At 64.1% G+C, this 20758-nt stretch carries 15 protein-coding genes and 1 tRNA gene; 13 read left to right on the forward strand and 3 right to left on the reverse strand.

The window, feature by feature from the left end:
• The first annotated feature begins 6 nt into the window (after window positions 1-6).
• From D9T14_RS06920 to D9T14_RS06940, 5 genes are all read left to right on the forward strand, one after another.
• Window positions 7-1296, forward strand: a complete 1290-nt coding sequence (locus D9T14_RS06920) for a molybdopterin molybdotransferase MoeA (protein WP_170175753.1) — start codon at window positions 7-9, stop codon at window positions 1294-1296.
• Window positions 1293-1994 (forward strand): GNAT family N-acetyltransferase, encoded by a 702-nt coding sequence (locus D9T14_RS06925; RefSeq protein ID WP_197720585.1) that lies wholly within the window; start codon window positions 1293-1295, stop codon window positions 1992-1994. Before D9T14_RS06920 ends, D9T14_RS06925 begins: the two co-directional genes overlap by 4 nt.
• Before the next feature lie 114 nt (window positions 1995-2108).
• Window positions 2109-2891 carry a hypothetical protein gene (locus D9T14_RS06930; protein ID WP_126464272.1) on the forward strand — a complete coding sequence of 261 codons (783 nt, stop codon included), beginning with the start codon at window positions 2109-2111 and terminating at the stop codon, window positions 2889-2891.
• A 230-nt stretch (window positions 2892-3121) separates the two neighbouring features.
• Window positions 3122-3194 (forward strand) — tRNA-Ala (locus tag D9T14_RS06935).
• A 629-nt stretch (window positions 3195-3823) separates the two neighbouring features.
• Window positions 3824-4258 (forward strand): helix-turn-helix domain-containing protein, encoded by a 435-nt coding sequence (locus D9T14_RS06940; RefSeq protein WP_119162173.1) that lies wholly within the window; start codon window positions 3824-3826, stop codon window positions 4256-4258.
• On the opposite strand, the gene D9T14_RS06945 is transcribed toward D9T14_RS06940, so the two are convergent.
• The 3 genes from D9T14_RS06945 to D9T14_RS06955 all read right to left on the reverse strand — a co-directional run bounded on the left by D9T14_RS06945 (window position 4247) and on the right by D9T14_RS06955 (window position 5563).
• Window positions 4247-4801, reverse strand: coding sequence for a DUF3039 domain-containing protein (locus D9T14_RS06945; protein WP_119162172.1), 555 nt, complete (start codon window positions 4799-4801; stop codon window positions 4247-4249). The two genes, D9T14_RS06940 and D9T14_RS06945, sit on opposite strands and share 12 nt — an antisense overlap.
• 10 nt (window positions 4802-4811) lie before the next feature.
• Window positions 4812-5141: a DUF3024 domain-containing protein gene (locus D9T14_RS06950; protein WP_119162171.1), complete on the reverse strand. Its 330-nt coding sequence runs from the start codon at window positions 5139-5141 to the stop codon at window positions 4812-4814.
• A gap of 191 nt (window positions 5142-5332) precedes the next feature.
• Window positions 5333-5563 (reverse strand): CopG family transcriptional regulator, encoded by a 231-nt coding sequence (locus D9T14_RS06955; RefSeq protein WP_119162203.1) that lies wholly within the window; start codon window positions 5561-5563, stop codon window positions 5333-5335.
• Between the two features lie 93 nt (window positions 5564-5656).
• Between D9T14_RS06955 and D9T14_RS06960 the strand changes: the two genes are divergently transcribed.
• The 8 genes from D9T14_RS06960 to D9T14_RS06995 all read left to right on the forward strand — a co-directional run bounded on the left by D9T14_RS06960 (window position 5657) and on the right by D9T14_RS06995 (window position 20703).
• Window positions 5657-9157 (forward strand): helicase-related protein, encoded by a 3501-nt coding sequence (locus D9T14_RS06960; RefSeq protein WP_119162170.1) that lies wholly within the window; start codon window positions 5657-5659, stop codon window positions 9155-9157.
• Between the two features lie 42 nt (window positions 9158-9199).
• Window positions 9200-11962, forward strand: coding sequence for a DUF1156 domain-containing protein (locus D9T14_RS06965; RefSeq protein ID WP_119162169.1), 2763 nt, complete (start codon window positions 9200-9202; stop codon window positions 11960-11962).
• Window positions 11963-12082: 120 nt separating this feature from the next.
• Window positions 12083-13078 (forward strand): PDDEXK nuclease domain-containing protein, encoded by a 996-nt coding sequence (locus tag D9T14_RS06970; RefSeq protein WP_232012343.1) that lies wholly within the window; start codon window positions 12083-12085, stop codon window positions 13076-13078.
• Window positions 13079-13221: 143 nt separating this feature from the next.
• Complete coding sequence (locus D9T14_RS06975; RefSeq protein WP_119162167.1) at window positions 13222-13470, forward strand: hypothetical protein; 249 nt, start codon at window positions 13222-13224, stop codon at window positions 13468-13470.
• Complete coding sequence (locus D9T14_RS06980; RefSeq protein WP_119162166.1) at window positions 13467-13781, forward strand: type II toxin-antitoxin system PemK/MazF family toxin; 315 nt, start codon at window positions 13467-13469, stop codon at window positions 13779-13781. The genes D9T14_RS06975 and D9T14_RS06980 overlap by 4 nt, the downstream gene beginning before the upstream one ends.
• An 89-nt stretch (window positions 13782-13870) precedes the next feature.
• Window positions 13871-17272, forward strand: a complete 3402-nt coding sequence (locus D9T14_RS06985; protein ID WP_119162165.1) for a DUF499 family protein — start codon at window positions 13871-13873, stop codon at window positions 17270-17272.
• 147 nt (window positions 17273-17419) lie between these two features.
• Window positions 17420-19039, forward strand: coding sequence for an ATP-dependent nuclease (locus tag D9T14_RS06990; RefSeq protein WP_119162164.1), 1620 nt, complete (start codon window positions 17420-17422; stop codon window positions 19037-19039).
• Entirely contained in the window at window positions 19036-20703 is a 1668-nt protein-coding gene (locus tag D9T14_RS06995) for a UvrD-helicase domain-containing protein (protein ID WP_119162163.1), read from the forward strand. The genes D9T14_RS06990 and D9T14_RS06995 overlap by 4 nt, the downstream gene beginning before the upstream one ends.
• Window positions 20704-20758: the final 55 nt, after the last annotated feature.

Raw genomic sequence — 20758 nt, forward strand, 5'->3', positions numbered from 1 at the left:
TGGACCATGGCACTTTTCGGTCGTAGCAAGAAGCCAGTTGCGGTGAAGCCGGCAGAACCCGAGGCGAAGCAGCTGGCTCCCGCACCCGCTCCCGGCCCGCACGGGGCCCGCACGGTCGAGGACCAGCGCGACTGGATCTGCTCGATGATCGAGCCGCTCATGCCCTTCGGCATGAACCTCATCGACGCCTCCGGCCTGAACCTGTGCGAGGACCTGCTCGCCGACGGCGACCTGCCGGCCCTGCCCGAGGCCGCCTGCGACGGCTACGCGGTCATCTCGGTCGACGTGCGCGACGTCGATCCGCGGACCGGTGCCGTCCTGACGATCACCTCCGATGTGCACGCGGAGGCCTCGGCCGTGCCGGTGCTCGTCGGCCACCCGATGCCGCCCGGCGCCGACGCCGTCGTGCCGCTCGACGCCGCCGACGTCATCGACGGCGAGAACCTGCTCGTCAGGTGCTCGGTCGAGGCGGGCGCCAATGTCCGCCAGGTCGGCTCCGATGCCGCCGACGGAACGGTCATCGCCAAGGCCGGGACGAAGCTCGACGCTCGGCTGCTCGGCCTCATCGGCGGTGCCGGCTTCGACAAGGTGCTGTGCCGGCCCCGTCCGCGGGTCGTCGTCCTGGCGCTGCGCGAGAAGGGCCAGCTGAGCCAGGCATTCGAGGTGACCGCGCGGCAGCACCGTGACGCGGCCTCGTTCATGGTGGCCTCCGCGGCCCGCGACGCCGGCGCCCAGGTGTGGCGCGAGGAGTCCGCCGCGCAGGACGCGGCCGCGGTCGCCGAGGTCGTCACCGACCAGCTCATCCGAGCCGACCTGCTCATCACCGTCGGCGGCATCGAACGGGGCGCCGACGGCCTGCTCGCCGAGGCCCTCACGGGGCTCGGCCCGATCGACTTCTCGACGATCGCCCTGCGCCCCGGCCCCGTCCAGGGTTTCGGTCTCGTCGGAGCCGACCGGGTGCCGGTGCTCATGCTCAGCTCCGACCCGGCGAGCGCCTACACCGGCTACGAGGTGTTCGGGCGCCCCGCCATCGCCTCGCTCATGGGCGCCGAACCCGAGCGGGCGACCACGCAGGTGCGACTCGACGCGCCGGTCGACGGGGACCGCAGCGTCTGCGAGTACGTCCCGGCACAGGTCATGAGCACCCCGGACGGGGTGCACGCGCTGCCGCTGACGGACCGGCCCGGCAGCCTCGGGCAGATCGCCCGATGCGACGGCTTCCTGGTGCTCGGCGAGGGCAGCCTGTCGGCGCAGGCCGGCGACCTGGTCGACTACGTGGCGCTCGGTGGCAGATGAGCGGTTCCTCCGGCGCCGCCCGGGCGGGTGCCGCCATGGCCGCCGGGCCCGCCTGGCCGGTCGTGCTGCACCACGACGGCCTCGTGCTGCGTCCGCTGCGCGCCCGCGACGCCGGCCAGTGGGCCAGGCTTCGTGCGGTCAACCGCGCCTGGACCGGGCCCTGGGACTCGACCCTGCCGGCCGGCTCGCACGAGGCGCCGCTCGACTTCGGCCGGCTCGTCCGCAGCTACCGGCGCATGGGGCGCGAGGGTTCGGCCTTCGGCTGGGCCCTGGCCCTTGACGAGAGCGGCGGCACCAGTGCGCGCGTCCTCATGAACGCCCCCATCATCGGGCAGGTCACCGTCGCCGGCGTCACCTACGGCGCCGCCCAGCTGGCCTCGATCGGCTACTGGATCGACAAGGGCCACGCCGGGCGCGGCTACACGCCGCGGGGCGTGGCCATGGCCGCCGACTTCTGTTTCGACGTCGTCGGCCTGCACCGCCTCGAGATCTGCATCCGCCCCGAGAACGGGCCGAGCCACCGCGTCGTCGCCAAGCTCGGCTGGCGCTACGAGGGGCAGCGGCAGCGCTATCTGCACATCAACGGGGACTGGCGGGACCACGACGTCTACGTCAGGACCGCCGAAGAACGCCCCCCGCTGGGGGAGCTGCACCGGCTGCTGTCCCGCAAGCCCGTGCCCGGCCACTGCTCTGACTAGGAGTGTCAATCGGACCCTAGGGTGAACCTGTGGGGGTTTTCACAGGGACACGATGAACCGGCCGGCGGCGTGTAAGCCCCGGGCCCGCCGAACCGAGCCCATAGTTTGTTCCTCGTGGGCATAACGGGATTGATCTGGCTGGCGATCGTCGCCGGCTGGCTGGCGTACCTTGTTCCACGATTCGTGCTGCACAAGGACCCGCGCCTGACGGTGCGGGACACCAGGATGAGCGACTTCACCGAGTCGATGCGCATCGTGCGGCACGGCAAGGGTCCGGCCAAGCCCGACTTCAGCGAGCTCAACGATCCCGCGCTGCAGATCTCGACGCCGCTCCAGCGCAATGCCGTCATGTTCGAGGTGCGGCGCGCGGCGCAGATCGCGGCGCGGCGGCGGCGCCTCGGGTTCGCCGGCTCGCTCGTCCTCATGGTCGCCTCCGTCGTCATCGCGGCGGCGACCTCGGCGCCGTGGTGGCTCTCCCTCGTCGGCGTCGCCCTGCTGGGTGTCTTCGTCGTGGTCAGCCGCATCAGCGTGCGCACCGTCGACGCCATGATCGACGAGAAGCTCGACTCGGTGTACCAGGACCAGGACTGGTCCGAGGACACGGTCGCGGTGAACACGGTCGACCTGACCGATGTGCACAACGAGGACACCGAGATCTCGATCTCGCTGGAACTGCCGGTGGCCTCGTCCATCGGCTCGCTGTGGGAGCCGATCGCGATCACCCCGCCCACCTACGTGTCGAAGCCGCTCGTGCCTCGCTCGGTGCGCACCATCGACCTGTCGGCCCCCGTGCCGCCGGTCGCCGCCCCGCAGATGCCCGTCGTCGCCGAAGCCCCGCAGGTCGAGGGGCGCGGGGACGAGGAGCAGGGCGATCGCCCGCGCGCCGTCGGCGAGTGAGCCGCCGGGTTTGGCGAAGTTCCCCTCTGAGCGCCTGTCAGCCGCGGGCCGTCGCGGTTGAGACGTCCCGGCGGTGCCGTTCCGGCGGCGTGAACGGCAGCCGCGGGCGTTTTTCTGGCGCGAGCCTCCGCGCGACCGAGACCGGCCGATGGGGTCCTCACCTTGGGTCAGGGCCCCTGCTGGTGCTAGGCTCTGACGTGCTCCGGCGCTCCGCAGGGAGTCCGGTGCGAGGGGCTATAGCGCAGTTGGTAGCGCGTCTCGTTCGCAATGAGAAGGTCGGGGGTTCGAATCCCCCTAGCTCCACTGAGTACCTGCTGGTGTTGATATATTGACGCGGCAGCAGGAATTTCTCGTGTGCGTGTGCCATTTGAGTTCTGCGCGTGAGAGGTCTTGATTTTGGTGCAAAACACCTAGTCAGATCGGTTTGTTGCGCGCGAGAGTTACCCTCGCTGTGGGGTGATCATGTGCTGGCGTGCGCATCACGCTGTTGGGTGGTGCGCTCGTGATCAGGGATCGGTCTCGTCCAAGGGTCCAATTTCGAGGATGTCGGATGAATCGGGCTTCGGTCATGTGGCTGGTGTGAAGACCAGGATCGTCTTGCCAGCCTTGACAACGAAGGACCCGAAGAGCAGGTTCTCTCCGCCTCCGATAGCACTCCCAATCATGAGTGGCACGACAAGCGATCACTCTGGGGCAAGTAGATGCGTCCACAGACCCCACACACCACCGTGACCGGCCATGCGGTTCTGGTAACGGTGGGTGCGGGTGCGTCACTCATGTGTCCATACATGCTTTGACAAGGAAAAATAGCAACTCCGAACAAGACCAGGAGCTTAGGTCCGAGGAGGCGAAACGGGTTGAGATCACCCCTCTTCAGCCTGTACAGTTATTGCACCTGATTCAGTTGTTTCAGATGGGTGGAGGGGTTGAGGATGCCCACGGTGCTGCACGCAACAGCGGTCGATCGCGGTGATGTCGAGATGGTGCGCTCGCTGGCTGATCGGCTTGGCGACACCGCCCTGTCTGCTGTGTTGACGCAGCTGGTGAGTGCTGTTGAGCGTGGCGTTGACGTTGCGCTGCTTGATGCTGACAAGGAACTCACGCCCAACGAGGTGGCCGACATCTTGAAGGTCTCCCGTCCCTACGCGGTCAAGTTGATGGATCGTGGCATCCTCGCGTTCCGCATGGTGGGTAGTCACCGTCGTGTCGCGATGGCTGACCTGGTCGACTACATCACCCGTCACGAGCGTGCCAACGCCCACATCAGTTCCGTGCTTGCCAACCGTGAAGCCGCGATCTCTGAAGCAATGGACGAGGCTGCCGTACTCACCGATGAGGATCTGGCAGAGCTGGCCTCACTGGACTGACAGGTGCCGCCGGATGAGGTCGGCGACTCGTTGTGCTGTTGGCAGTTGGCGCTCGCAGTCCGGGCACACGGGAAGATTGCACCCCTCATCTTGGGTGGGGACGAACCACAGTCCACACATCCCTCGTTGCGGTAGCCCCTTGATGATGGCCTCAGTCAGGCCAGTGCGCGAGACGTAGTGCAGATGTGTCAACGGCGGAGGCTCTACGGCAGGAAGCCCGGTCTGCGGATCGGCCAGCTCCGAGGCTGCCATGATCTGGGCAAGTTTCGTGTGGTTGACGGTCAGCCACACGACCATGTTCCCGTCGAGGTCGTAGTGAGCGTCGGGAGGACACGTCTCGCTCTGAACGAACGGAAGAATCTCCTGAAGTGCAGCGTCGATAGCCCTGTGGCTGGGCCCGAAGCACTTCAATTCGACGGTGGCAAGGCTTGAGGATTGTTCGAGCTCGAGTCCACCGCTCGTCGCTTGTGGTGGCTCGTGGTCCTCGAAGTTGATGATCAGGCTGGCTGTCTGCGTTTGCCCCGGAGCGGTGGGGGTTACCACGTAGCTGCGTTCAGCCGAAGAAGATGGGGTCGCCGCTGTCGTCGATGTAGTCGAGGAGCACTTGGACGGTGGGCGTTGGCGGGATGTCGTAGGCGTGGAATTTGAGGTTCCGGTCGCGCCAGTACAGGCTCCACAGGCCGGTGGTCTGGGTGTATCGGAGCCTGGCGATGGGGAATCGAGTGTGGTCGCCTTGGCCGTCCCAGGGTGGGCGGACTTCGACGATCGTGACGTGGCGGGCTTCGACGTCGGCTTCGATCTTGACTTGCTCCCACAGCTGTTCGGGCACGCGGGCATCGCACCAGCGACGGATGCGTACGAGGTCGATGTCGGGAAGAGCCATGCCTCAACGCTACCGGCGTTGGAGCCGGTCGGGAATAGGTGCTCAGCGGTGTTTGGTGAGCAGGTCCCGGCGTCGTGCCGGTGACAGCGCAAGCGCATGGGTCTTGCTTGAACCGACTCTCACGCGCAAGGTCGGTGCTGCTACCGGCGGCGGTTCACGGAAACCAGGGCAGTCCAGATGACTGCAGCCGCCTACGCCTGGTCGGTATCGAGTAGCTCAAGGGCGTCAGCGACGTTCGTGGCATCAAGCTTCAGCCCGACACGCACCGTCCGCTGCTGGAATCGCTTGGTCGCCCTCGCCCCACGGGCCATGCCCGCACGGGCGAACTCATTGACAGCCTCGCCAAGACTGATGTGGCGTTCCCGCCTCAGCCGCGCGGTTGCCGCAGCGACCTCGGGGCCCAGCCGCACCATCGTCCTCATGCCAACCAGTATGGGCGGCACAGACACTGAACCGAATGTCAGTGCCCGGTCATATCATGATCTATCGACTTGAGCCCGGAAGGAGGTGCCCCCATGACAGACGCGATCCTGGGTCTGGCGGCGCTGCACGCCGGCCAGCGGCTTCGTGGTCTGGTGCCGGGCCAGGTCGTCACCGTGGTCGCGGTCGACCCCATCGACGATGGGCTGGTGGAGGTCTTCTACCGCGACGAGAGCGGCCAGAGCGGCGCCCACATGGTGACGAGCGCCGACGCCGCTGCCCTCACCGAGGACTCGGCCCCGGCCTTCGACGCCGACCCCGACGAGTTCCGTCTGGCCGCCGAGGCCCAGCGCATCAAGTACGCCGCGCTCTACGATCCGATGGCCGCTGTCAACAGCTCGAACGTCGATCCGCTCCCGCACCAGATCAGGGCCGTCTACGAGGAACTGCTGCCGCGTGTCCCGCTCCGCTTCCTGCTGGCCGACGACCCGGGCGCGGGCAAGACCATCATGGCCGGCCTGTACATCAAGGAACTGATCCTGCGCTCGGACTGCGAGCGGGCCATCGTCGTCGCCCCCGGCGGCCTGGTGGAGCAGTGGCGGGAAGAACTCGCCACGAAGTTTGACCTGCGGTTCGAGGTGTTCAACCACCACATGGTCGACGACGCCCAGGGCCACAACGTCTTCGTCGAACACGATCTGCTCATCGTGCGGATGGACCAGATCTCACGCAGCCCCGAACTCATGGAGCAGCTCACCGACGTCGCATGGGACGTCGCCGTGGTGGACGAGGCGCACCGGATGAGCGCCCACTACTCGTCATGGGCCGGCGAGCTGGACGAGACGAAGCGTTTTAAGCTGGGCCGGCTCCTGTCGGAGACCGCCAACAACTACCTGCTCATGACCGCCACCCCGCACGCCGGCAAGGAGGAGGACTTCCAGCTGTTCATGTCCCTGCTCGACCGGGACCGTTTCGAGGGCAAGTTCCGTGAGGGCATCCACCGCACCGACACCCAGGGTCTGATGCGCCGCATGGTCAAGGAGGACCTGCTGACCTTCGACGGCAAACCCCTGTTCCCCGAGCGCCGCGCCTACACCGTCGCCTTCGAGCTGAGCCCGGCCGAACGAGACCTCTACGAGCAGGTCACCGACTACGTCCGCACCGAGATGGGCCGCGCCGAACGGATCGCGCAGGCGGGCGACCGCAAACGCGGCAACAACGTCGGTTTCGCCCTCACCGTGCTGCAACGCCGCCTGGCGTCCAGCCCCGAGGCCATCCTGCGTTCACTGGAACGCCGCCAGGCAAGGCTGGAGGCCCGGCTCCGCGAGACCAGACGCGCCGTCGACGACGTGCTCGACGCGTCCCTGCCCGTCCTGTCGGTCGAGGACTTCGATGACGTCGACGAGGAGACCACCTGGGAGGAGCGTGCAGAGTTCGAGGCCGGCATGAACGAGGTCGTCGACCGCGCGACCGCGGCCCAGACCATCGACGAACTCCGCGCCGAGATCACCATCCTGGAGGACCTCATCCGGGTGGCCCGCCGCGTCCGGCTCCAGGACGTCGACAAGAAGTGGGCGCAGCTGCGCACCATCCTCGACAAGCAGCTGCTGGCCCACGACGGATCGGGCCCGGCCCGCAAGATCATCATCTTCACCGAGCACCGCGACACCCTCGACTACCTGCACGGCAGGATCACCGCCCAGCTCGGCCGCGCCGACGCCGTCATCACCATCCACGGCGGCACCAGCCGCGAGGACCGCAAGGCCGCCCAGGAGCAGTTCACCCACAATCCCGAGACCGTGGTGCTGCTGGCCACCGACGCCGCAGGCGAGGGCCTCAACCTGCAACGCGCCCACCTCATGGTGAACTACGACCTGCCGTGGAACCCCAACCGCATCGAGCAGCGTTTCGGACGCATCCACCGCATCGGCCAGCGCGAGGTCTGTCACCTGTGGAACCTGGTGGCCTCCGACACCCGCGAGGGTGACGTGTTCAACCGCCTGCTCAGCAAGATCGACCAGATGGGCAAGGCCTACAACGGCAATCTGTTCAACGTGCTGGGGGAGCGCGACGCCTTCCAGGAACGTTCACTGCGCGACCTGCTCATCGAGGCCATCCGCTACGGCGACCAGCCGGAGGTCAAGGCCAGGCTGAACAAGATCATCGACGCCGGGGTCTCGGCCGGCCTGGGCGAGATGATGCGCGAACGGGCCCTGCACCCTCAGATGTTCAGCGCCCTCGACCTGGACGAGGTCCGGGCCCGCATGGAGCTGGCCAGGGAACGGCGCCTGCAACCCGGCTACATCGCCGCCTTCTTCCTGCCCGCCTTCGAGCGGCTCGGCGGCCGCATCCGGCGGCGCGAGAGCGGCCGCTACCAGATCACCCGCGTCCCCGAGCGCCTCGTGGGCATCGCGCGGCGCGCCAACCGGTGGGCGCCCGTCGCGGACTCCTACGAACGCGTCACCTTCGAACTCGAGCGGGTCAGGGTCGACGGGCGCGCCACCGCCTCCCTCATCGCCCCCGGGCATCCGCTGCTGGGCGCCGTCATCGAGGCCACCATCGCCGACCTCGGCGAAGCCCTGGCCGCCGGCACCGTCCTGGTGGACCGCAGCAGCACCCAGGCCGAGACGCCCATGCTCATGTACACCGTCGAGCAGCGCATCCACAACGCCACATCGAAGGCCGACACCGTCTCACACCACTTCGACTACCCGCTCCTGGCCCGCGATGGCACGGTCACCGTCTCACCGGCCCCGCCCTACCTCGACTACGAGTCCCCGCGCGCGGGCGAACGTGAGGCCATCGCAGCGGTGATTCGCGGCGAGTGGGTGCGTCAGAGCCATGACAAGGCGGTGCGGGCACACGCCTACCGCGAGGGGCTCCTGCCCAGGATGGAAGAGGTCAGGGCCCGGCTGGAGGCCGAGGCGGCCCGCACCCGGGTGCAGGTCAAGGACCGGCTACTGGCCGAGGTCAACCACTGGGACGCCGAGTACAACCGCCTCGACGCGCTGGAGCGCTCCGGGGTCATCGGCCGGCTGCGGGCCGAGACCGCGCTGGCGAGGGCCCGCCAGCTCGACGACCGGCTCGACCGGCGCCTTCACGAACTCGACCAGGTGACGAACCTCGTCGCCGTGCCCTCGGTGATCCGCGGCACGGCACTCATCGTCCCCTCCCGCATGCTCGCACCCAGCCCCGGCGTGTTCGCCCACGAGACCGAGCAGGTGGAGCGCCGGGCCGTCGAGGCGGTGCTCGCCGCGGAACTCGCCCTGGGGCGTACGCCGGTGGAGATGCCCCGCAACAATCCCGGCTACGACATCCGCTCCATCGACCAGGCCGGGCGCACCCACTACATCGAGGTGAAGGGCCGCATCCACGGCGCCGAGACCTTCACGATCACCACCAACGAGGTCACCTTCGCCCAGACCCAGGGCGACCGCCACCGGCTGGCGCTGGTCGAGGTCTCACCTGACGGCCCCGGCCATGACCGGCTCCGCTACGTGACGCAGGCCTTCTCACACATCGAACCCTCCGCCACCACCCGCTCCTACAACGAGGAGTGGCGCGGCTACTGGACCAGGGGCGACCCGCCCCGATGATCCAGCACCGCAACCAACCTCACCATCGACGAAAGCAGTCCCGTGACCAAGAAGAAACTCATCGAGACCTCCCTGCCGCTGGAGGCCATCAACGCCGCTTCAGCCCGCGAGAAGTCGATTCGCCACGGGCACCCGTCCACCCTGCACCTGTACTGGTCACGCAAACCCCTGGCCACCGCCCGCGCGGTGCTGTTCGCCCAGCTCGTCGACGATCCTGCCTCCCGGCCAGAGGAATTCCCCACCACCGCAGAACAGGACGCCGAGCGGGCGCGCCTGCACGCGCTCATGGAGAAGCTGGTGGTCTGGGAGAACAGCTGGGACGAGAACCTGCTGCGGCAGGCCCGCGAGGAGATCCGCAAGAGCAATGACGGCCGGCTCCCACCGGTGCTCGACCCATTCGCCGGTGGCGGTTCCATTCCGCTGGAGGCACAGCGCCTTGGCCTGGAGGCCCACGCCAGCGATCTCAACCCGCTCGCCGTGCTCATCAACAAGGCACTCATCGAGATCCCGCCCAAGTTCGCAGGGATGGCGCCGGTCAACCCGGATGCCCGCGACCAGAGCCTCTACCAGCGTGCGGAGGGACTGGCCGAGGACGTGCGCTACTACGGGCAGTGGATGCGCGACGAGGCAGAGCGCCGCATCGGCCACCTCTACCCGAAGGTGACGGCCCCCGACAGCACCGAGCACACCGTCATCGCATGGAAGTGGGCGCGCACCGTGCGCAGCCCCAACCCCGCCAACCCCATCGAGGTGCCCCTGGTGAACTCGTGGTGGCTCAGCAAGAAGAAGGGCAAGGAAGCCTGGGTGCGCGCCACGGTGCGGGGCGGACAGGTGCACTACGAGGTAATGCATGACAGCACCGGTCCAAAGAATGATGGGACCATCAACCGAAAAGGTGCAGTTTCCGTAACTGATGGAACCCCGATCAGTTTTGATCACATTCGGGCTGAGGCTCGCAATGGGCGTATGGGTGCTACTCTCATTGCTATTGTTGCGGAAGGTCCTAGCGGCAGGCTGTACATCTCACCTACTGCAGAGCATGTAGAAACTGCCGATGTCATTCGGCCTGCGGGGCTTTCTGAAGCTGAGCTACCAGAGCAGGCTTTGGGATTCCGTGTCCAGAATTATGGACTCAAGCGATGGGCTGACCTTTTCACGAACCGGCAGCTAGTGGCCATGACGGCCCTCAGTGACCTCATCACTGAGGCGCGGGAGCGAGTAGTGGATGATGCCTTGGCTAAGGGGTTGCCAGCAGGAGACCGTCTTGAGGCTGGTGGTGCTGGCGCCCAAGCTTACGCCGACGCGGTGGCGGTCTATCTTGCTCTTTCGGTAAGTCGGCAAGCCAACCGACTTTCTTCTCTTAATACTTGGCAAAGCGTTGGCGACAAAATTGCACAAGTCTTCACTCGTCAAGCTATTTCCATGATATGGGATTTTGCTGAAGCAAACCCATTTTCTGGCTCCTCTGGTAACTTCCTAGGCCAAGTTGAATGGGTGGCTAGGGTGATCGAGTTAACCCCTGGTTCTGCGATTGGAAATACAATTCAGGTAGATGCATCTTCGCGGAATTATAAGGGCTTCGTCGTATCGACCGATCCGCCGTATTATGACAATATTGGTTACTCAGATTTGTCTGACTATTTTTATGTGTGGCTGCGTCGTTCGCTCAAGGATATTAACCCACAAATTGTCGGCACGATGCTCACGCCCAAGGCCGACGAGCTCGTGGCCAATCCGTACCGTCATGACGGCAAGAAAGGTGCGGAACGGTTCTTCATTGACGGTTTCAACTCCGTCTTTGCTCGCGTCCGCCAAGGCGACAATCAAGCGGTGCCCATGACGGTGTACTACGCCTACAAACAGCAGGACGCGGAGGCCGATGGTTCCTCGTCCACCGGCTGGCACACCCTTCTTGACGGGCTCATCAAGGCCGGCTGGGAGATCACCGCCACATGGCCTGTTCGTAGTGAAAGAGCTGGGCGGGTGCGTGATATTGGAAGTAATGCTCTTGCGTCCTCGATTGTTCTGGCCTGCCGTCCCCGCCCCGTCGATGCGGAGTCCACCACCCGCCGGGCGTTCGTGGCTCGCCTCAAGTCTGAGCTGCCGGGGGCGCTGCGCACGCTCATGCAGGGCGCCATCGCGCCGGTGGACTTGGCGCAGGCGGCCATCGGCCCCGGTATCTCGGTGTTCTCCCGGTATGCGCGGGTGCGCGAGGCGGACGGCTCCGACATGAGTGTGAAGGACGCGCTGCTGCTGATCAACGCAACCCTCGACGAGGTGCTGGGGGAGCAGGAGTCCGACTTCGATCCCGACACCCGTTTCGCCGTCAGGTGGTACCGCAGCTACGGCTGGGCCACCGAGAGCTCGGGCATGGCCGACCAGCTCGCCCGCGCCTCGGACACCTCCGTCGGGGCGCTGGAACGCGGCGGAATCTTCGAGGCCAAGGGCGGCAAGGCCCGGCTGCTGCCGCCGGCCGAGCTGCAAGACGCCTGGAACCCCGCGTCGGACGAGCGCCTGAGCGTCTGGGAGGCCACGGTGCGCCTGGCCGCGGTCATGGACGCCCAGGGGGCTGACGCGGTGGCTCAACTACTGGCCGAGGCGCGGGACCACGTGAACCTCGACGCCGTCAAGGAACTGGGCTTCCTGCTGTTCCACGAGGCCGAGAAGAAGAACCAGGCCAAGGACGCGCTGCTGTTCAACGGCCTTGTCAGCGCCTGGGGCGACGTGGCGGAGCAGGCCCGCCGTATCGACCCGAGCGCCCGAGCGGCACAGGCGGCGTTCGACTTCAACGAGGAAGAAGATTAGGTCATGCCGGGTAGCCGAGATCACGCCCGGGGCAGCAGCGCAGGTGCCTGCCCTGCTGGCGCGGACCTGACTCCGTTCCGGGCCATAGCGGAGTCGGTCAGCGCTGGGGGTGGCGAACTTGTGGAGCAGGTTTCGGCTCTGATCGACCAGGCGCAGGCGTTCGCTGCAGCGCAGGCGAACGCGACCTTGACCCTGCGGAACTGGTACATCGGGCGCCTGATCGATGTGGCCGTGCTTCGAGAGGGCCGCGCGGGGCACGATCAGGAACTTGTCGCCTCACTGGGGCGACAACTGACCGCCCGGTACGGACGAGGTTTCGAGAGGGCGAACCTCTACCGCATGGTGCAATTCTCCCAGACGTTCCCTGATGTCGAACTTGTCGCCTCACTGGGGCAACAAGTTAGCTGGACACACTTCAAGGCGCTGCTTCCGGTGCCCAGCGCTGAGGCCCGAGCGTTCTACGTGAAGGAGATCATCGACCGCAGTCTCAGCGTTCGTGAGCTGCGGTACGCCATCGAACGCAAGGCGTTCGAGCGCCGCGAGATCGCTGACTCCCAGATCCCTGAGGGCTCGGCGGTTCCGCTCGATGCCTTCCGTGACCCGATGTTGCTGGACATGCTGGGACTGGACGACACCTTCTTGGAGCGCGACCTCGAAGCCGCCCTGCGTCATGACATGGAGGCGTTCCTGCTGGAAGCCGGCCGCGGGTGGGCGTTCGTTGAACGGCAGAAGCGCATGACCTTCGACGGCGATGACTACTTCCTCGACCTGCTGTTCTACTCAAGGCCACTGCATCGGTTGATTGCGGTTGAGCTGAAGGTCGGAAAATTCAAGCCCAGTTATCAAGGGCAGATGAACTTCTATCTGAAGTGGCTCGACAGGTACGAACGGCAGGCTGACGAGAACCCGCCCATTGGCCTGATCCTGTGCACCGAGGCGAGCCGGGACCAGATCGAGTTGCTTGAGTTGCACAAGGACGGGATTGTCGTCGCCGAGTACTGGACGACGCTGCCGCCCAAGGCCGAGCTCCAGGCCCGGATCGCCCAGATCTACCGGGAGGCCCAGGAGCGGATCGCCCGGCGGCAGCTCACGGCGCCGGAGGCCAGCGATGAGTAACCCCACATACAACGATTGCCCCGGCGCGGCGACCGCTGGAGCGGCCTCGTCCGGGGCTCACGTCGGCAATGCTATAGGGCCAGTAAACCGCGTCGGCCCGGGTGGGGTGGGGATCGGTAAACCGACAGGGATACACTCAAGGTATGACTTCGTTGACCACCATCAAGGTGTCCACGGGCACCCGGGACCGGCTGCGCGAGGCCTCCCGCGCCGCGGGCATCTCCCAGGCTGCGCTCATCGAGCAGATGCTCGACGCGCGCGAGGAGGCCGCCTTCTGGGAGGCCCTCGAGGCCGCGCCCCCGTACACCGACGAGGAGCGGGAGGAGTTCCGTCGTGGCGAAGCGGCCTCGTTGGCGGATGCGGCGCGCCTGTTGGAGGATGAGGAGCGGTGACGCCTCTGCCCCATCCGGGCGACGTGGCGTGGCTCGACATGTCCCCGACCATCGGGCGGGAGCAGCGGGGCCACCGCCCCTATCTCGTGCTCTCCGATGCCCGGCTCCACCGGGCGCGACAGCTGGTGATCGGGGTGCCGCTCACGACGCGCAACAGTCCGATCCCCACGCGCGTCGCCGTCGGCGAGGGGTCGTACGCCATCGCGGAACAACCCACGACGTTCTCGCTGGAGCGGATCACCAGGGTGGAGGCCCGCGGCCTCGACACCGCCGAGGTGCGGCGCGTCATCGTTCGGCTGCTCGGGGGATGAACCTCCTTGAGGTCGGTTTGCTGGCCCTATACAAGCATCACCCGGGACGTCGTCACCGGGACTGAAGCATCACGTTCTAGGAGACAACGATGGCGATGAACAACCGAGATCGAGTGGGCAGGGCCTTCGACCTGCTCTCCGAGGGTCTCCACGACCTGGTGGACGAGGTGATGACCAAGACCTACAACTCATCGCAGTGGCCTGACGCGTGGGCCGAGGAGGATGCCCGGCGTCGGGGTGGCCCCGTGAGGACCATGACCAAGCAGGACGTCCAAGTGCAGCTTCGCGCCATCACCGAACGCGGCTACGAGTTCAAGGACGTGCTGTCCCGGGCTCAGCAGAGCTTCGCCTCCGAACTGCGCGAGACCCGCAACAAGTGGGCGCACAACGAGCCGTTCAGCTCCGACGACACCGTCCGCGCCCTCGACACCATCGAACGGCTCCTCGAAGCAGCGGGATCCACCGACTCGGCCGCCGACGTGCGCAAACTGCGCACCGACCTACAACGCACCGTCTACGAGGAACAGACCCGCAAGCAGGCCAAGAAGGCCACCACGGTGTCCCTCGAACCTGGGGCCGGGCTGAAACCCTGGCGCGAGGTGATAAGGCCCCACGACGACGTGGCCAGGGGCGAGTTCACCGCCTCCGAGTTCGCCGCCGACCTGCACTTGGTGCACACCGGGCAGGCCACCAGCCCGGAGTACGGCGACCCGGTGGAGTTCTTCTCCCGCACCTACCTCACCGAGGGTCTGCGCGATCTGCTGTCCCGGGCCCTGCGCCGCCTGGATGGCGACGGTAACGCCAGCCCGGTGGTGAACCTTCAGACCAACTTCGGTGGCGGCAAGACCCACTCCATGCTCGCCCTCTACCACCTGTTCTCCGGCACCCCGGCGCAGCGCCTCCCACAGGACGTGCAGGAACTCGTCGCCGAGGTCGGCAACCCCGGCCTGGCGGCGCTGAACGTCAGGCGGGTCGCCCTGGTCGGCACCTACCTGAAGGCGGGATCGCCGCAGATCAAACCGGACGGCACCCAGGTGCACACCCTGTGGGGGGAGCTGGCCTGGCAGCTCGGCGGGCGCGAGGCCTATGACATCGTCGCCGACGACGACCGGGCGGGCACCAGTCCCGGCGAGGCGCTGCGGAAACTGATCCAGAGCTACGCCCCGGCGCTCATCCTCATCGACGAATGGGTGGCCTACGCGCGCCAGCTGGTCACCGACAAGGAACTCCCCGCAGGCTCGTTCGACACCCAGTTCACCTTCGCCCAGTCCCTGACCGAGGTGGTGCGTTCGGTTCCCGGGGCCATGCTCGTGGTCTCCATCCCCGCCTCCGACAGCGGCGACCGGGGAAGTGACATCGAGATCGGCGGGGTCAACGGGCAGCTGGCCCTCGACCGTCTCCAGAACGTCATCCGCAGGGTGGCCGACCAGTGGCGGCCCTCCAGCAGGGACGAGTCCTTCGAGATCGTCCGCCGCCGCCTGTTCCAGGCCCCCGACGCCGCGGGGCTCACCTACATCTCGGCGGTGGCGCGCAGCTTCGCCACCATGTACCGGAACAACTCGGCGCTGTTCCCCCGCGATGCGGCGACCCCGAACGACGACTACGAGAAACGCATCCGCGCCTCGTACCCCCTGCATCCCGAACTGCTGGACCGGCTGTACGAGGACTGGTCCGCGCTGGAACGGTTCCAGCGCACCCGCGGGGTGCTGAAACTGGTGTCGTCCATCGTCCACGAGCTGTGGGCGTCGAACGACACGTCCCCGCTGATCCTGCCCGGTAATGTGCCGCTGGACGCTACGACGGTGAACACCGACCTGACCCAGTACCTGGAGGACCAGTGGAAGCCGATCATCGACTCCGACATCGACGGCGCCAGCTCGACGGCCCAGCGGATCGACCTGGACCGTCCCAGCCTGGGGCAGCGGTTCGTGACGCAGCGCATCGCCCGCACCATCTTCATGGGGGCGGCGCCCCGCAGCCGGAGTGCCCGCAAGGGGCTGGACAAGCAGTACGTGTGGCTCGGCACCGCCGTGCCCGGCGACGTGCTGGGCAACTTTGGTAGCGCCATCGAGCAGCTGGCCCAGCGCTCCACGTACTTCTACGAGGAGCAGGGCCACTACTGGTTCGACACCCAACCGTCCGTCACCAAGACCGCCAGCGACTACGCCGAGAGGCTGCGCGAGGACGTCGAGACGGTGTGGAACGAGATCACCAGGCGGCTCCGCGGCGAGGAACGCAGCCGCGCCGAGTTCGACCGGGTGCACGTGGCCCCCGAATCCAGCGCCGATGTCCCCGACCTGGAGGACACCCGGCTGGTGATCGCGCACCCCAGGCACAGCGTCCGCAGGCAGGACGGACCCGACTCGGAGGCCTTCCAGTGGGTGCACGAGGCGATCGAGACGAAGGGGACCGGGCAGCGCATCCACCGCAACACACTCATCTTCCTGCTGGCCGATTCGGGCCAGCTGGAGAGCCTGGAATCCGCGACGCGCACCTACCTGGGCTGGAAGCAGGTGCAGGCTACCAGCGAGACCCTGAACCTCACGGCCCAGCAGCACAAACAGGCCGACGAGTGGGTGAGTCGTCTGGACCAGACCGTCACCGACCGGATCCGCGACACCTTCGTGTGGGCGCTGTACCCCGAGCAATTCGACCCGACCAAACCCTTCGACGTGGTGTCGAGCAGAATCCTCGACTCCGGCACACGCTCCCTCGCCGAACGGGTGAGCACGAAACTCGTACGCGAGGAACAACTGATCACCCAGCTGGGCGCGGCCAGCCTGGGGGACGCGCTGCACCGGGAACTTGGTGCGCTGTGGCAGGACAGGGGCGAGATCACGGCCGAGGAACTGTGGGGCTACTTCACCCGGTACACCTACATGCCGCGGCTGGCCAGCCGGGACGTGCTCGACAACGCCATCAAGCAGTCACTGACCGCCGTGCTCGTCGAGAACGAACGCTTCGCGATCGCCACCGGCAAGGACGAGGAAACGGGCCGCTACCGCGGCCTGCTCATCCCGCCCGACCCCAACGCCACGCTTCAGGTCACCGACGGCACGCTGCTCGTCGCAATCGAACGCGCCCAGCAGCAGGCCGATGCGGAACAGGCCGATGCCGCCCCGGCCGCCGGAACCAGTGTGGCAACGGATGCCGGTCAGACGGCTGCGGCTGGTTCAGCCGACTACGTGTGGGCCGGCGGCATACCCGCGGCAACGGGGAGCGAACAGCCCGGTGCCGAATCAGAGCTGGAGGCCGTGCTCGGTCGTTTCTTCGGATCGGTCAGGATCAACTCCGACCGCTACAACCGCGACATCGGCAACATCACCCGCGAGGTCATCGACCGGCTGGCCGGCTCCGGCGCCCAGCTGGAAATCACCATCGACATCCAGGCCATCAAGAAAGAAGGATTCACCGAGTCCGAGGTGCGCACCATCAGCGAGAATGCGCGGGTGCTGAAGTTTGACTCTCATTCGGGGTTTGAAATGAATTAAGTTCAATGATGTCGTGGTTTGAATTTTTCAGGCAGATATCAAATACCTAAATTATATTTCACGATGAGCGGTGGCTAGGTTAAATCATATTGTGTAAGAAGATCTACCCATAAGGGTTCAAGGGTAGAGTGAAGGAGCGGATCGGCGATGCGTATATCGAGGGTGGCGATCACCAATCATAGCCGAGTACAGGATCTTGACGTCCAGATTCGAAGGAACGCTGTCATTGTTGGAGCGAATGACGTGGGAAAGTCATCAATCCTGCGCATGCTGAACCTCGCGTTGGGAGTGAGTACCGCAGGTCTTTATCAAACGTTAAAGCCGTCCGACCTCCGCGACCAAGATGAACCTCTCATCGTTAATATCTGGTGGACTGATTTCACTGACGAGAACCGTCGCCCTTTTCCTTCGGAGATTACAATCGCTGAAGACCGAGAGACCGAGTACCTCTGGTTACAGATGGTTGTCGAGGCTCACTCTGAAGACGAAGAAACAGTCGCCATTCGTCGCTGGTTTCCGGAAAGCGACCATGGACGTGGGCCTAATCGCGAGCAATTGGAGGAGTTCGGTTGGCGCTACCTTCGCGCGACACGGGGAGCCTCCATGATGGAAGGCGCACACAGCCCGATACGGACGCTTCTGGCAGCAGCTGACCTCGGCGCGAACGAGGAAAGTTTGAAGAGTCTTCTGAACCAGTTCAATGAGGAATTGTCAGGGAATGAGTCGATGGATCAGCTCCTCGAACGTGTAGCTCAGCATTTGAGCCGTGCGATGCCTCGAAGTGTCAGCCGTAAAGATATCTCAGTACGGAGCGTGACTGATCCATCTAGTGATGTGCTCCAAGATGTATCGATCTTCTTAAATCACGGTGACGAACAAGTCTCTCTATTGGAGCAGTCAGATGGCGCTCGCCAGCTGATGTCTATGACACTCTTCGACCTTGCGGAGGGTGCGGCCAATGTTCTCGCGATTGATGAGCCAGAACTCCATTTGCATCCTACTAGCCAACGGACGGCTGCCGATCTACTTAGCGAGGGAGGTAATCAGAAGATCATCGTTACCCATTCTCCATATGTACTTCACCGCTTTGAGCCTTCCGAAGTTATTGCTGTTGATCGTCACGGGAAGTGCCACCAAGTTGGGGATGAAAAATTATCAAAGGTCGAGAAGGCTCGAGCGCATTGGTGGTCACCGCGGCTTCTTGAGGCGCTGACAGCGAGATTCGTCATCCTGGTAGAAGGCGACGCGGATCGTGTGATCGTAGAAGCGGTAGCTAAGACTCTAGAAGTTGATCTCGACCGCCTCGGTGCTGTAGTGGTCGAACTTGATGGTGCTGACAAGTTCCGAAACGTGTTCCCCCTTCTCGGTCCAGATGGCTTTGGTCCAACGATCCTTGGGCTCGTAGATGAAAATGAGAGCGGCTCTTGGGTCAACTCCTTTGGTGGAAAACCGAGGACTGTCGTAGACAAAAAAGTATTCATTTCTAAGGCGGATCTTGAAGATGAGTACACCCGTGCGCTTGGTGGAGCGGGGGCGGCACAGGCCCTCATCAAGGGTGGGTTCTGCCGTGAGGAAGGGCTCTTACAGTCCACCAGTTTCGTAAACCTTCATGATGTGACGCCTGAGGCAGTGGCGAAATTTTGCCGAGACAAAGGTAAAGTTGACGCTGCAACATGCATTGCGGACTCGCTTTCTCGAGAGACGGCAGGGAGGATCGGCAGCGTGTCAAGACTATTGCGTTCACTCGAAGAATTGAGCATTCAATGAGTGAATATGTCCTCAGTCAAGAACAGTTAGAAGCTGTAACCTCGGACGCAAGCCATCTGATGATCATCGCACCACCGGGATGTGGTAAAACAGAGGTCTTGGCGCATCGTGCCGCCCATCTCATTGACTCGCTAGAAAAGAACCAGCGCGTACTCGTGCTGACTTTCACTAACAGGGCGCGGTCAAACTTAGAAGAACGTTTGCTAACGGTGTTGGGGCAGGTGCGAACTCAACGACATGTCGTAGTGCGCAACTTTCATGGGTTTGCTGCTCATGTTGTTCTTGCACATGGGAGAACTATCGGCTTAGAGATGGATAGTCTTCAGCAGCCGAAGACAAGCACCGTACGCAGAGCGCTGGTTGAGGCTGGCGGCAATGGAACTGAGATTTATGAAGCTGAGCGTATGCTGAGCGAGATTAAACGTCACCCATTTTCAGATGAAGAAGTGCTTGATGCGCTTCGACGGCAACCTTCAGGGGTAGTGCGTCGATTAGCTGAGACGGTTGAGCGTGCTCGCCAGAGGGCTAACCAACTTCATTATGATGACCTTCTCCGGCATGCACAGTGTCTGCTGCACATCCCAGCAGTAGCGCGGCTATATCAAACTCACTTCGGGGCAGTTTTGGTTGATGAATTTCACGACCTTTCGTTGCAACAACTCGATCTCGCGCGGCTGAGCTGCACATCTCAACAAACCTTTGCTGGTGATCCTATCCAAGGTATTTACTCGTGGGCTGGAGCGGCCCCCGCTAAGGTTAAAGCGGAGATTCTTAAGGACTGTGACAAGATGATACGGCTGCGCGAGTCATACCGGTCATCTCCCAAAGTCTTGGAAACCGTCAACTCCATTGGTGAGCAAGTTGATCCGGAATCAGGGTTGATTTCCGCGCAGCCAGTGCGCTGGCTGGGGGGAGGTTGCTCGGCTACACTCGTCTTGAAAGACCGAGTACAAGAAGCGAAAACCTTGTCTCGCTTGGCAACTCAGATAATCGGTAGCGATCCAGATGCATCGATTGGAATCATCTGCCGAGCGGGGTGGCGGAGAGAGGATCTTGATCGTGCGTTCGCTGTTGAAAGTGGCTTCCCGGTGCGTCGCTGGGATCTTGCTATCGACGACCCAAAGATTGTTACACTGATTCAGTCTACTATTGCCACGTTGCCCCATGGTGTTGGCATCGAGGATGCTCGACTCGCAGTGCTCAACAAAGTGGATCCCGCAGATGTAGAAGCGCGGGAGAACATAGATGATGCTTTTGATGCATTGGAGCAGAGCGGCGCCACTACTGCGAGGGCAGCGATAAGATCCGTCAGGGTATCAGATCCCAAACGTAGCATCGGTCCGGGGGTGCACCTACTCAACGCGCATACGGGTAAAGGTCAGCAATTTGACTGGGTTTTCGTTATTGGCTTAGAAGAAGGGCATCTGCCGGGTAGGCGTAACAGTCAAGGCGAAGCGCTCTCTGAAGAACGTCGAGTTCTGTTAGTGATGCTTTCCCGTGCTCGTCATGGCCTTGTTGTGACGAGAGTGCAAATGAACAGTGGTAGCTACGGGCTATTTGAAGCGAAAGCAAGTCGTTGGTGGTCTGAATTAAAGACCGATTTCTCATCTATTTCGGAAATTGAAGCGTACGTGTCACAGTTAAGATCGAGCGTCACGAAGTAATGTCAGCTACGTGCCCTCAGTTACTTGAGCCTAAAGGTTGCCGATTCTGGTGGCT

Origin of the sequence: Propionibacterium australiense, from assembly GCF_003666605.1 — a bacterium.
Lineage (GTDB): Bacteria > Actinomycetota > Actinomycetes > Propionibacteriales > Propionibacteriaceae > Propionibacterium > Propionibacterium australiense.